The sequence below is a fragment of the Kaistella haifensis DSM 19056 genome, assembly GCF_000735695.2.
Taxonomy (GTDB): domain Bacteria; phylum Bacteroidota; class Bacteroidia; order Flavobacteriales; family Weeksellaceae; genus Kaistella; species Kaistella haifensis.
This window is the reverse complement of record NZ_JASZ02000004.1, coordinates 18,512-32,179: the sequence shown is the minus strand read 5'-3', so window position 1 is coordinate 32,179 and position 13,668 is coordinate 18,512. Positions and strand designations below refer to the sequence as shown.

The window sequence follows — 13,668 nt, the reverse complement described above, 5'->3', positions numbered from 1 at the left end:
GTATTTTTGAAAAATAAATCAATTAAAAAAGAATGAAAATGCGTAATTCATTATATTTCATGGGATTAAGCGTGGTGCTTTTTTCTTGCACTTCTCAAAAAAATATTCAGAAAAATTCACCAACACCACAAAAAAATGTTCCAACGGTAAAAACACCGGTTAATAAGCCTGCTCCGACGGCTGCTCACTCGGAATTAAAAAGAGAAAATGGGCATTATTTTTATAAAGTAAATATCGCCGACGCTACCAAAAACGATAATACGATTAGTTATGGCTCTATTGTTTCGGCAAATCCTTCGGGATATAAAGTGGTATATACTTATTTTCCGGCTGTCGCACAAAATTTTCGTCAGAAATACATTATTCTTCATTATACCGCTTTAGATGATGATAAATCGGTTACCGTGCTCACTCAACAATCAGTAAGCGCACATTATTTGGTGAATAATTTAGGCGACAACGAAATTTATCAATTGGTAGATGAGAATAAAAGAGCCTACCACGCCGGAGTAAGCTCATGGAGAAACGATCAAATGCTTAATGATACTTCGATAGGAATCGAAATTGTAAATCCAGGTTACAAAACTGATGCTTCAGGAAATAGAATTTTCCCTGAATTTGCTGATGCGCAAATTAAAAAAGTTGCAGCTTTGGTTAAAGATATTGCCAATCGTTATATGATTCCCCCAACCAATATTCTTGCTCATTCGGATATTGCACCAACCAGAAAACAAGATCCGGGACCGAAATTTCCATGGAAAAAATTATATGATGAATACCAAATAGGAATGTGGTATGATGAAGTAGTAAAACAAAGATTCTCCGACCAAATTGTTCCGGAAACTTTCGTAACCGAACTTTCTACTCCTCAATTTATTTTTAAGTACCAAACTGCACTGAAATCGTTAGGTTATGGCTTAGAACCTTCTGGAACAGTAGATGACGCAACCAAGAAGACGATTGAAGCTTTTCAGTTCCATTTCAGGCCGGGGAAATTTGATGGCGTGATGGATGCGGAAACATGGGCGATTTTGCAGGCTTTAAATTCGAAATATCCGAATAAATAATTTTAAACATCATCAAACAAAATTTGTCGGGCGGTAATCTATCGCCCGTTTTTACTGGAAAAAAATCAAATCCGTTTTTCAAATTCAACATTTTACCTTAACTTTTCATCATATTATTTTTATGGAAAATTTCAGAAATGAAAGCGATCTTTTAGGTACTTTGCAGGTGCCAGAAAATGCTTACTATGGTGTTCAGACTCAGCGTGCTATTGCAAATTTTAAAATCTCAGGGCAGTATCTTTCTTCTTATCCTCATTTTATCAAAGCTTTGGCGATGGTGAAAAAAGCAGCTGCAAAAACCAACTATGAGTTGGGCTTATTGGAAGAAAATCTTTACAAAAAAATTGCAGAAACCTGCGATGAAATCATGGAAGGGCAACTTCATGATCAATTTCCTATCGATATGATTCAGGGTGGAGCCGGAACTTCGGTCAATATGAATGCGAATGAAGTAATCGCTAATCGTGTATTGGAAAAATTAGGAAAAGAAAAAGGGGATTATCAGTTTTGTTCACCAAATGACCATATCAATCTTTCCCAATCGACCAATGATGCGTATCCAACTGCAATAAAAATGGCGCTTATTCAGATGAATGAGGAGCTTGTAGAAAAACTCAAGAAAACCATTGCTGCTTTCAGAGCAAAAGGACAGGAATTCAGCAAGGTAATAAAAATGGGACGCACCCAGCTTCAGGATGCGGTTCCGATGACTTTAGGACAGGAATTTGAAGCTTTTGCAGCAACTTTGGAAGAAGATATTTCTAAACTCAACAGCAATGCAAATTTGTTTGTAGAAATTAATATGGGAGCAACGGCGATTGGCACAGGAATTAACGCACCGGTTGGTTATGCAAATCTTTGCGCAAAAAATCTCTCTCAAATTACCGGTTATCCCATTGTTTCCGCGCCAAATTTAGTGGAAGCTACACCGGATACAGGTTCTTACGTAATTTATTCATCTGCGATGAAAAGGCTTGCAGTGAAACTTTCTAAAATTTGTAATGATTTACGACTGCTCTCATCGGGTCCGCGCGCAGGATTTTTTGAAATCAATCTTCCGCCGATGCAACCTGGTTCGTCGATTATGCCCGGAAAAGTAAACCCAGTAATCCCGGAAGTGGTAAATCAAGTGTGTTTTAAAGTAATAGGAAATGATTTGACAGTGACTTTTGCCGCAGAAGCCGGACAATTACAACTCAACGTGATGGAACCGGTTTTATCGCATTCCATCATGGAAAGTATCAACTTCTTGGGAAATGCTTTGGATACTTTAAGAGAAAAATGCATCACCGGAATTACCGCTAACAAAGAAGTTTGCCTCAATATGGTGAAACACAGCATCGGAATTGTAACGGCACTGAACCCGTATATCAGTTATAAAAACTCTACTGAAATTGCCAAAGAAGCTTTTGAAACCGGAAAAAGTGTTTACAATCTGGTTTTAGAAAAAGGCCTTCTTTCTCAAGAAAAATTAGATGAAATTCTCGATCCGGAAAACATGCTGAAACCGCATCAGTTTTAATTAAAGACAACTATTTTAACAATTTATATATGAAGAAAATCCTCACTACATTAACATTAATAGGAGCGCTAACAATGATGAATGCACAACAATTTGAAACAAAAAAAATGACCGACAAAGCCGGCTATACCTATGAAACAGTAGTCAACGATAAAAGTGGAGTACGAGTTTATACCTTAAAAAATGGCTTAAAAGTTTATCTCGCTCAAAATTTTGATGCGCCAAAAATCCAAACCTATATTCCGGTAAGAACAGGAAGTAACAACGATCCTTCTGATAATACCGGTTTAGCGCATTATTTGGAGCACATGATGTTCAAAGGAACCTCCAAATTGGCTTCCGCGAATTGGGCTAAAGAAAAACCGCTTTTGGACCAAATTTCAGCACTTTATGAACAACATAAAGCTGAACAAAATCCTGAGAAGAAAAAGGAAATTTATAAAAAAATTGATGAGGTTTCCCAAGAAGCCAGCAAATATGCGATTGCGAACGAGTACGATAAAGCAATTTCGTCTTTGGGAGCAACAGGAACCAATGCGCACACTTGGCTCGACGAAACAGTTTACAAAAACAATATTCCCAGCAACGAACTGGAAAAATGGTTGAAAGTGGAGAAAGAAAGATTCTCTGAATTGGTTCTGAGGTTGTTTCATACAGAATTAGAGGCTGTTTACGAAGAGTATAATCGTGCGCAAGACAACGATTCTCGCTTGGTAAATTATGAACTGATGGACGCTTTGTTCCCGAAACATCCGAATGGGCAGCAAACCACCATCGGGAAATCCGAACACTTGAAAAACCCTTCAATGCTAGCGATTCATAAGTATTTTGATACTTATTATGTTCCGAATAATTATGCGATGGTTTTGGTGGGTGATTTGGATTTCGATAAAACCATCAAACTTGTGGATCAATATTTCGGTTCTTTCGAATACAAAGAATTGCCAATGAAGAAAATGGTTTCGGAAGATCCTATGACTAAAATCGTGGAAAGAACTGTGAAAAGTCCTTCATCAGAGCGTTTGCAAATGGCGTGGAGAACAGATTCTTACGGAACTAAAGATGCAAGACTTGCGGAAATTGTAGCCAACTTGCTTTCCAATTCCGGAGAAACCGGTTTGATCGATTTAAATATCAACCAAAGCCAAAAAGCCCTTCGTGCGATGGCTTATTCGTCTCCATTCAAAACTTATGGGAATTTTTCAATGATGATTATTCCGAAAAAAGGACAAACTTTAGATGAAGCCAAAAAATTATTGCTCGATCAAATTGAACTTATCAAAAAAGGAGAATTTCAGGATTGGCAAATTCCGGCAATCATTAATGATATGAAAATTCAGCAGATGAAATCTCTGGAAACTGCCGATGGATTGGCAACTGCACTGTACGGAAGCTATATCAACAATCAAAATTGGGATAGCGAACTCAACCAAATTAATGAGTACGAGAAAATTACCAAAGATGATGTGGTGAAATTTGCCAATGAGTTTTTCAAGGATAATTACGTAATCATTAAGAAAGAAAAAGGGGTAAACGATAAGTTGGTTCGAGTTGAAAATCCGGGAATTACGCCAATTAAACTCAACAAAGAAGATCAATCGCCATTCTTAAAATCAATCATTAGCGAAAAATCTTCCGAAATTAAACCGGAATTTATTGATTATTCCAAAGCTATTAAAACCGATAAAATTGCAGGTAAAAAAGCGAGTTTTGTAAAGAACAAATACAACGATATTGCGCAAACGTACTTCATTTTCCCATTCGGTAGCGATAACGACAAGGAATTGGGATTGGCGACTCAGGTGTTGCAGTATCTTGGAACCAACAAACTTTCTGCGGAAGATTTGAAAAAAGAATTCTTCAAATTGGGAATTTCCAACGATTTCCGTACTGCTCCCGATCAGTTGATTATTTCTTTAAGTGGTTTGGAAGAAAACATGCCGAAAGGAATCGAATTGTTGAAAAATTGGTTGGAAAACGCAAAACCTGACCAAAAAGTTTACGAAGAAAACATAAAAACCATTCTCGAAAGCCGTGAAATAGCCAAAAAAGACAAAGGGAGAATCATGGCTGCACTTTCTAACTATGCGAAATACGGAAAAGTTTCAAGGTTTTCGGATGTAGTTTCTGCGGAAAGACTGAAATCCATCAAGTCTGAAGAAATGACTGCGAAAATCAAAAACCTGTTGAATATGCCTTATGAAATCTTCTTCTACGGAAATGATTTCAATGCGTTCAAAAAATATGCGAAACCTTTTGTAGAAAAGGAAACCATAAAAGCTCCAGAAAAGAAAAACTACCCGGAACCGGCTACTGAAGGCAAAGTGTTCTTCACCAACTACGACATGGTGCAAACCGAAATGAGCAAAGTAGGAAAGGGGAACAATGTGAACTTGAAAAATTTAGGAAAAATCAATGTTTTCAATGAATATTTTGGTCGAGGATTGTCGTCTATCGTTTTCCAAGAAATTCGTGAGAGCAAGAGTTTGGCGTATTCTGCGTATGTTTCTTATGCTGCCAATGGTGAGCTGAATCACCCGGATTATGTGACGACTTATATCGGAACGCAAGCAAACAAACTTCCGCAAGCGGTGAACGCAATGGATGAATTGATGGCGAATTTACCACAAGTTCCTGCTCAATTCGAAAATGCTAAAAATGCAGCCTTGAAACAAATTGCTTCCGGAAGGATCAACAGAACGAACATTTTCTTCAATCAAATGAACCTTAAAAAACTGGGAATCGATTATGATTTAAGAAAAGATATGTATGCGGAAATTGAAAAACTGACTTTGGCGGATGTGACCAATTTCTACAATAACGAAGTGAAACCGATGAAGTATAACACCGCAATCATCGGCAAAAAAGAGAACTTGGATATGTCGGCCATCAACAAAATGGGAACTTTCCATGAAGTAACTTTGGAAGAAATTTTCGGATATTAATCTGTTTTCTAAATACTCAAATAAAGGTGAAGCTTCGGTTTCACCTTTGTTGTTTTTAGGGCATTATGTTCCTTCAAAAAAAGGCGATTTCACGCGAAGTTTTCTGTCAATGGCTCCAATATCTGATTTTGAATAATTCTTTCAATCATTTCTATTCTATTTTCGATTTTAAAGAAAAACAAAGGTGAAAAGAGGTTAATAAGAATATAATGAGAATTTTTTTGTAGCAGCGTTTGTGGTTACCAATTTTTTCACCCTTCATTTCTAAATGATCAATAGGGAACTCTTTTGTTAAAAATTGTTGATAAAAATATAACCTTGACTTAATAACATGGGATATTTTAAACTGTATTTTCGCATTTAATAAAAAATGTAATTATGAAATTGAAGTATTTATTTGTTTCGCTTACCTCTATTGTTAGTGTCTGGTCTTATGCTCAATCGGGTGTTATTGCGGGTAAAATTGTGGATGAAAGCAACCTGTTTTCATTGCCGGGTGCTACAATCAAGATTGAAAATTCTAACCGAACTACAATTTCCAACCAAAACGGGAGTTATGAATTTTTGAATTTGCCCGTAGGAACTTATACCGTTTATGTGGATTATATTGGGTACACTTCGGGATCGAAACAAATTGTGGTTACTCAAAACCAAACCTCATCGGCTGATTTTCAGTTGAAAGCTCGTTTTCAAGACATAAAAGAGGTGGTGGTATTGGGTGATTATCTTCGTGGGCAGGCAAAAGCGATGAACCAACAGAAGACCAATGCGAATATTACCAACATTATTTCGGCAGATCAAATCGGGCGTTTTCCGGATGCGAATGTGGGCGATGCTTTAAAAAGAGTTCCAGGAATTACGATGCAAAACGATCAGGGTGAAGCGAGAAATATCATTATAAGAGGTTTGGCTCCACACTTGAATTCGGTAACATTAAACGGAGATCGAATCCCTTCTGCAGAGGGCGATAATAGAAATGTGCAAATGGATCTTATTCCTTCTGATATGATTTCTACCATACAAGTGAATAAAACTTTGACTTCTGATATGGATGCTGATGCGATTGGTGGATCTGTAAATCTTATTTTGAGAGCTGCACCAAACAAAGAGCGTATTTCGGCTACTTTAGCAGGTGGGTATTCTCCTATTCGTGAGCATGGCAACTATACTTCCGGATTTGTATATGGTAACCGATTTTTGAATAGTAAATTGGGTGCGGTATTAAGCGCTTCATACAACAACAATACCTTTGGTTCTGATAATATAGAGGCAGAATGGGCTTTGGGCGATGGCGATCAACCTTATGTAGTCGTTCCTTAACAAAACCCACTATTTAATTTATATTTAAAAACAGGATTAGAAAACAGCATAATTTGTATCTTATAAAATAAGAAAATAATTTTCTGTTTCAGTAGTTCCATCATTTTCTTCATGTTCCAAGCGGTTGCAGCTAGTAATGCATTGATTTGTGGTCCCGTTTCTCCCATGAAGTAATTTTTTGCCAGCCTAAAATCGGTTTTTAAATGTCCGATGATAGGTTCTATTGCCGCTCTGGTTCTAAATTTTTTGCGCTTTGTCTGCTTTTGATAAGCAGTGTCTTTTTTTCTTGGAGTGCTTGGGATGGAGATTTTCACGCCCTTTATTTCTGATTTTCCTCTGCCACCTCTATCGTAAAGGAGTTCTTTTGGGAGCTTTTGACCACCGGTTTCCATCTGTTCCAAAAGTGGTTCTATGGTGTGACCATCGTATGGAGTTTGCAAAAATGCTTTAATCCCGAGAATGATTTTCTTTCCTTTATTGGCAGTGGTGATCAAACCTACTTTATTGCCAAATTCATACTGTTTATGGGCTTTTCCTTTGGCAATACATCGGGTAAAAGGTTTGTGAATGCTGTAAATTTTGTCTTTATCTCCTCGTTTTTGGTTGACTACTTTCGTGTATAAATCCATCTCGGGTTGATAAAAAGTCCGCTGTTCTTCATTGAAATTCCGTTGCAACTCACGAATCAGCCTCATGGCGACGGTTTTGAGCTGTCTTTGAGATTTTTTTGCCGCTTTTGCTCGCTTGGGATGTTTTCCGTTGTAAGTATTGCGGACCATTTGTTTACTGACTTTCGTGTAGCGTTGTCTCTGTTTTATCCCTTCTTTTTCGGCTATTTTGTTGCAATAATCAATCACTTTTTTGCACAATTTTGCATCGGTAGGAAAAGTGGTGTTATTCTCCTGAACGGTCGTGTCCGATAAAACAAAATTCGAGGTATTCATCTTTGCATCATGCATTCTTACGCTGTAGGCAAAGATTTTTTCGATGCCTTTTTCTCCAATTCTTTTTCTGAAATGAACAAAATTACTCGGGTCACAAGGAAACTCGTGTTCAAAGAAAACTCTTCCACAAAAATACTGCATGTAAGGGTTCATGATCCAAGCTTTTTCCAAAGTCTCATCGCCCAAATTATAAAGATGTTTCAGAAGCAAACAGCCCACCATAAAACGAATCGGATGGCTCGGATTGCCCACTTTAGAGTACAACGGCGAAAATTCGTTCTCGAAATAATTCCAATCTATTTTATCTGAAAGCAAAACGAGTTCGTGTTTATCATCAATAAAATCAACCAACATCGGGCGGAATAATTCTGGCAGTTTTTCTGGATTTTTTCCTAACATATTTGCAAGGTTTTAAAGCTCTAATATACAAATTCTTGCAATAAAAAACAAGCTATTTTAAACCCAAAATACTAATAATCAGTAAATTATAAGTGGTTTAAGGAGAGACTATTTATTTAATTTGTGACTTCTGATTTCAACATTCCCAATTCTCCGTAATGTTTTTTGAACTTGGCAATTTTTGGTCCTACAACTGCGCTGCAATAAGGTTGAGTAGGGTTTGCGTTGTAATACCCCTGATGGTACTGTTCTGCAGGCCAAAACTTTTCAAATTGAGCAAGCTCGGTTACATAATTTCCTTGCCATCTTCCGGAAGCTTCAGATGCCTTTAGCGCAGCTTCAGCTTTCTGTTTTTCAGCCTCGTCCTTATAGAAAATTACTGACCGGTATTGGGTTCCGATATCATTTCCCTGTCTGTTGAGCTGAGTAGGATCGTGTAGGAAAAAGAAAACATCCATCAGCTGTTCGTAAGAAATAATTTTTGGGTCGTACGCAATCTGTACCACTTCAGCATGACCGGTTTCGCCCGTGCAAACCTCTTCATACGTCGGGTTCGCTTTATGTCCTCCGGAATATCCTGAAATTGCTGCATCTACACCTTTCAGCATATTGAAACAACTTTCTACACACCAAAAACAGCCGCCACCGAAGGTGATATATTCTAAATTCTGTTTATCCATTTTTTTTTTATTTGTTAAAGGTTTCTTCGCCTCCTGACCGTTGCAGGAGATCAACATTAGACCCATCAAAAATACTAAAATCTTATTCATTTTTTAATAACGCTTTTCTATCATAAAAATTTTAATTCATAATGATGTTTAATGACGAATTGCGGATAGATGCAAATTGAGGTCAACAGGTTCAAATTCCAAATATGCAACTTCAAAGATGAGCCTCCAAGCTCCAAAAATGAGGCTCTGAACCCCAAACTTGAGGTTTCGAACCCCAAAAATGAGGCTCTGGACTCCAAAAATGAGGCAATGAGCCCCAAAAATGAGGCTCTGAACCCCAAAAATGAGCCTCTGAACCTCAAAAATGAGGTTCTGAACCCCAAACATGAGGTTCGGAACCCCAAAAATAAGCCTCCCGACCCCAAATTTGAGCCTTAAAGCCGCAAATTTTCGGTAAACAACCTAAACCATGAGCGATGGAACCTCAAAAAATTGGTTTGGTAACCATAATTAAAAAGAACATCCCAATATTGAGATGTTCGTTTTTATATTTAATGTAGATTTAGGTTACTTTTCCCAAACCAAAGCGCTTGCACCGAGTATCGCTGCGTCAGCTTCGTCTAGTTCACTGAAAACTAATTTAACCTTATTTCTGAAAATTGGGAAAAGGTTTCGCTCCATGTGGAGTTTGGTAGGTTTTAAAATAAAATCTCCCGCTTTGATGACCCCACCGAAAAGAAGAATCGCTTCGGGTGAAGAAAACATCACGAAATTTGCTAATGCTTCCCCTAATTTTTGCCCTGTATACCGGAAAACTTCGATGGCAGTTGGATCTCCCTTTTTTGCACATTCATGGACAACCAGAGAATTAATTTCTTCTTCAGGATACTGATTTAGCATAGAATCGGGAAATTCTGCACGCATTTTTTTGGCGGTAATCGCAATTCCTGTTGCCGATGCATAAGCTTCCAAAGAACCTTCGGAACCGGTACTCCAGTGTTTTCGTCCTCCCGGTTTGATGATGGTGTGTCCCAATTCCCCTGCAAAACCATCGTGTCCGTATATCAAACTTCCACCTGAAACAATTCCGCTTCCAACGCCTGTTCCGAGAGTCATCATGATGAAATCTTTCATTCCTCTTGCTGCGCCAAACATCATTTCGCCTAGTGCTGCAGCGTTGGCATCGTTGGTCATTTTGCAGGGAAGTCCGAATTTTTTAGTCATGAGTTCTGCAAAGGGAATAATGCCCTTCCAGCGGAGGTTCGGAGCCTGTTCTATGGTTCCTGTATAATAATTTGCGTTGGGAGCACCCACACCAATTCCGTCGAGTCTTGTTTGGTTGCTATGTTTCTTCATCAAAGGCGATATTTTTTGGTATAACGCATCGATGAAATCTTCAACTTTCTCGTATTCATCGGTTCTGATGTTGCCTTTTTCCAGGATTTCTCCTCGGTGGTTCACAAAGCCATATTTGGTGTTGGTTCCTCCGATATCGATTCCTAAAGCAATCTGTTTTGACAAATCTATTAGTGCCATTCAAAATAAAATTTAGACTTTAAAAGTACAACAAATTCACATTACGTTAACAAAAAAACTTCTCCAAAGTTGGAGAAGTTTTTTTGTTAAATTTTATTTTCCTGTTTTATGCAGGGATTTCGCCTTTGTACAAGAAAGAAATAATCTCTTTGTTTACTTTTTCAATCATTTCGCTGAAAAGGTAGAAGGATTCTTGTTTGTAGATTACCAATGGATCTTTCTGTTCGTAAACTGCACCTTGAGAAGAACGTCTTAGATCATCCATTTCTCGCAAGTGTAATTTCCAGTTTTCATCGATGATAGCGAGTGAAATACTTTTCTCGAAATCATTAATAAGAGATTCGCATTTGGTTTCGTAAGCTTCTTTCAGATCGGTAATGATGGTCATTGTTTTGATTCCGTCGGTGAAAGGAACCTGAATCATTTTGAACATAGAACCTTGGTTTTGGTACACGTTTTCAATGATTGGGAACGCTTTTTCTTTCAAAAGTTCTAGTTTCATGCGGTAATCTTCTGAAGCTGCTTTGAACACAGCATTGGTAATATCCGCAACGGTTTTGTTTTTGAATTCCGTTTCAGAAACGGGAGCTTCCATGGTGAAATTTTTGATGATTTCGTACTCAAAATCTTTGTAGTCGCCTTCTAATTTTGTTTTGGTAACAATAGATTGGGCAACATCAAAAATCATATTCGAAATGTCATATTTCAAGTGATCTCCGAAGAGCGCATTTTTTCTTCTTTTATAGATTACATCACGCTGCTTGTTCATCACATCATCGTATTCGAGCAATCTTTTTCTGATTCCGAAGTTATTTTCTTCTACTTTTTTCTGTGCTCTTTCGATGGATTTGGAAATCATTCCGTGCTGGATTACCTCGCCTTCTTTGTGTCCCATTCTGTCCATCATTTTCGCAATTCTTTCCGAACCGAAAAGACGCATCAAATTATCTTCCAAAGAAACATAGAACTGCGAACTACCCGGATCTCCTTGTCGGCCGGCTCTACCACGTAACTGGCGGTCGACTCTTCGGGAGTCGTGTCTTTCGGTACCGATGATTGCTAAACCACCGTTGGCTTTTACATCGCCTTGTAGTTTAATATCTGTACCTCTACCTGCCATGTTGGTAGCGATGGTTACAACGCCTGGTCCACCTGCCATTGCAACAATTTCTGCTTCTCTGGCGTGCAGTTTTGCGTTCAATACGTTGTGTTCTATTTTTCTAAGTTGAAGAGCTCTAGAAAGTAATTGAGAAATTTCCACTGAGGTTGTACCCACCAACACTGGTCTTCCAGCAGCGGTTAATCTTTCGATTTCTTCGATTACTGCATTGTATTTTTCCCGGTTTGTTTTGAAGACTAAATCTTGTTTGTCCTCGCGTTGTATTGGTCTATTGGTAGGAATTACCACCACATCGAGTTTGTAGATTTCCCAAAGTTCCCCTGCTTCAGTTTCCGCGGTTCCGGTCATCCCCGCAAGTTTGTTGTACATACGGAAATAATTCTGAAGTGTTATGGTTGCAAAAGTTTGGGTAGCGGCTTCAATTTTTACATTTTCTTTCGCTTCAATTGCTTGGTGCAATCCGTCGGAATATCTTCTACCTTCCATGATACGGCCGGTTTGCTCGTCTACGATTTTTACTTCCCCATCGATAACTACGTATTCATCGTCTTTTTCGAAAAGGGTGTAGGCTTTCAAAAGTTGACTAAGGGTGTGAACTCTTTCAGATTTTACAGCAAATTCAGTGAAAAGTTTTTCTTTTGCTTCAAATTCTTCTTCTTTAGATAAATTTTTAGCTTCAAGCTCAGCAATTTCGGTAGCGATATCGTTTAGTACAAAGAAATCTTTGTCTTCGTTACCGGCTGACATATATTCTACTCCTCGGTCAGTAAGATCGATTTGGTTGTTTTTTTCGTCGATTACGAAATATAAATCCTTGTCAACAATCGGCATATCGCGGTTGTTGTCTGCCATGTATTGTCCTTCAGTTTTCTGAAGAAGGGCTTTGTTTCCGCTTTCAGACAGGAATTTAATTAAAGGTCGGGATTTTGGTAAACCTCTGTAGGCTTGTAATAATTTAAAACCACCTTCTTTTGTATTTCCGTTGGCGATTAATTTTTTAGCTTCATTAAAAATAGCTGAAACCGTTTTTTTCTGAATTTCAACGATTCTATCTACTGAAGGTTTTAAAACATCGAATTCTTGTCGGTCACCCTGTGGAACAGGTCCGGAAATAATCAATGGTGTTCTTGCATCATCCACCAAAACAGAATCTACCTCATCAATAATGGCAAAGTTCAGCTCGCGCTGTACTAACTCATTTGGGTTGGTTACCATATTATCTCTAAGGTAATCGAATCCGAATTCGTTGTTGGTTCCGTAAGTAATACTGGAGTTGTAAGCTTTTCTTCTTGCATCCGAATTGGGTTGATGCAAATCGATACAATCGATTGTTAAACCGTGGAATTGGTAAAGTGGTCCCATCCAAGCGGAGTCCCTTTTTGCCAAATAATCGTTCACGGTTACTACATGTACACCTCTTTCGGGTAACGCATTGAGGTAAATTGGTAAAGTTCCTACTAGAGTTTTACCTTCACCGGTTGCCATCTCGGCAATTTTTCCGCTGTGAAGAACGATACCACCAATGAATTGCACGTCGTAATGTACCATATCCCAATGTACGGCAGTTCCGGCAGCATCCCACTTGTTTTTCCAGATAGCAGTGTCGCCTTGTATTTCAACGAAATCTTTAGTTGCCGCCAATTCACGATCCAAATCGGTCGCAGTAACGCGGATTTCTCCGTTTTGCGCCAATCTTCTGGCTGTTTCTTTAATTAATGCAAATGCTTCCGGAAGGATCTCATTGAGGACCTTCTCTTCTACCTGGTATGAATCTTTTTTAAGCTGTTCTACTTTGGTAAAAAGTTCCTCTTTTTCATCAACATTGGTTGAATTCTTAATTTGTTCTTTGTTTTGTTCTATCTGAGAGGTAAAGTTTGTGGTAGCAGCTTTTAATTTCTCTTTAAATTCCGCTGTTTTTCCTCTTAGCACATCATCAGATAATTCTTGAATTTTTGGTTCAACCGCTTTTATTTTATTCAGTACTTTTTTTACTTCTTTCAGGTCGGTCGCATTTTTATCGCCCAAGAAACCCTTAAGAACTTTGTCTATAAAACCCATAAGTATTTGCTTTCGGCCAGCTGAAAAAGCGTGACCATTTAAAAGAATTTAGTTTTAGAATTTTTCTAAAATATGAAAAGTTGGTA

General features: G+C 38.1%; 8 protein-coding genes and 1 pseudogene. 5 read left to right on the top strand and 4 right to left on the bottom strand.

What is annotated here, in order from left to right:
- Nucleotides 1-38: 38 nt before the first annotated feature.
- The 4 genes and pseudogenes from AP75_RS03320 to AP75_RS03305 all read left to right on the top strand — a co-directional run.
- Nucleotides 39-1,067: an N-acetylmuramoyl-L-alanine amidase gene (locus AP75_RS03320; RefSeq protein WP_088263633.1), complete on the top strand. Its 1,029-nt coding sequence runs from the start codon at nucleotides 39-41 to the stop codon at nucleotides 1,065-1,067.
- A gap of 121 nt (nucleotides 1,068-1,188) precedes the next feature.
- Complete coding sequence (aspA, locus tag AP75_RS03315) at nucleotides 1,189-2,589, top strand: aspartate ammonia-lyase (RefSeq protein ID WP_088263590.1); 1,401 nt, start codon at nucleotides 1,189-1,191, stop codon at nucleotides 2,587-2,589.
- Between the two features lie 29 nt (nucleotides 2,590-2,618).
- A complete protein-coding gene (locus tag AP75_RS03310; protein ID WP_088263589.1) occupies nucleotides 2,619-5,534 on the top strand; it encodes a M16 family metallopeptidase in 2,916 nt (971 codons plus the stop codon).
- Nucleotides 5,535-5,912: 378 nt separating this feature from the next.
- Nucleotides 5,913-6,842: pseudogene (locus tag AP75_RS03305) on the top strand (carboxypeptidase-like regulatory domain-containing protein); the annotation flags it as partial.
- 8 nt (nucleotides 6,843-6,850) lie between these two features.
- Here AP75_RS03305 and AP75_RS03300 read toward each other — a convergent pair.
- Complete coding sequence (locus tag AP75_RS03300) at nucleotides 6,851-8,197, bottom strand: IS5 family transposase (RefSeq protein WP_143755795.1); 1,347 nt, start codon at nucleotides 8,195-8,197, stop codon at nucleotides 6,851-6,853.
- Between the two features lie 116 nt (nucleotides 8,198-8,313).
- Nucleotides 8,314-8,967: a peptide-methionine (S)-S-oxide reductase MsrA gene (gene msrA / locus AP75_RS03295; RefSeq protein ID WP_031504763.1), complete on the bottom strand. Its 654-nt coding sequence runs from the start codon at nucleotides 8,965-8,967 to the stop codon at nucleotides 8,314-8,316.
- Between the two features lie 69 nt (nucleotides 8,968-9,036).
- On the opposite strand from msrA, the gene AP75_RS03290 reads away from it, so the two are divergent.
- Complete coding sequence (locus tag AP75_RS03290) at nucleotides 9,037-9,306, top strand: hypothetical protein (protein ID WP_088263588.1); 270 nt, start codon at nucleotides 9,037-9,039, stop codon at nucleotides 9,304-9,306.
- Between the two features lie 129 nt (nucleotides 9,307-9,435).
- Here the strand turns inward: AP75_RS03290 and AP75_RS03285 are convergent, their stop codons facing one another.
- Nucleotides 9,436-10,404: an ROK family protein gene (locus AP75_RS03285; protein ID WP_088263587.1), complete on the bottom strand. Its 969-nt coding sequence runs from the start codon at nucleotides 10,402-10,404 to the stop codon at nucleotides 9,436-9,438.
- Between the two features lie 106 nt (nucleotides 10,405-10,510).
- On the bottom strand, nucleotides 10,511-13,582 hold the full coding sequence (gene secA, locus AP75_RS03280) for a preprotein translocase subunit SecA (protein ID WP_031502731.1): 3,072 nt from the start codon (nucleotides 13,580-13,582) through the stop codon (nucleotides 10,511-10,513).
- Nucleotides 13,583-13,668 lie beyond the last annotated feature (86 nt).

Bases quoted from the DNA above. Each gene is read 5' to 3' on its own strand.
- AP75_RS03320 (WP_088263633.1), top strand. From the start codon at position 39: ATGCGTAATTCATTATATTTCATGGGATTAAGCGTGGTGCTTTTTTCT.
- aspA (WP_088263590.1), top strand. From the start codon at position 1,189: ATGGAAAATTTCAGAAATGAAAGCGATCTTTTAGGTACTTTGCAGGTG.
- AP75_RS03310 (WP_088263589.1), top strand. From the start codon at position 2,619: ATGAAGAAAATCCTCACTACATTAACATTAATAGGAGCGCTAACAATG.
- AP75_RS03300 (WP_143755795.1), bottom strand. From the start codon at position 8,197: ATGTTAGGAAAAAATCCAGAAAAACTGCCAGAATTATTCCGCCCGATG.
- msrA (WP_031504763.1), bottom strand. From the start codon at position 8,967: ATGAATAAGATTTTAGTATTTTTGATGGGTCTAATGTTGATCTCCTGC.
- AP75_RS03290 (WP_088263588.1), top strand. From the start codon at position 9,037: ATGCAAATTGAGGTCAACAGGTTCAAATTCCAAATATGCAACTTCAAA.
- AP75_RS03285 (WP_088263587.1), bottom strand. From the start codon at position 10,404: ATGGCACTAATAGATTTGTCAAAACAGATTGCTTTAGGAATCGATATC.
- secA (WP_031502731.1), bottom strand. From the start codon at position 13,582: ATGGGTTTTATAGACAAAGTTCTTAAGGGTTTCTTGGGCGATAAAAAT.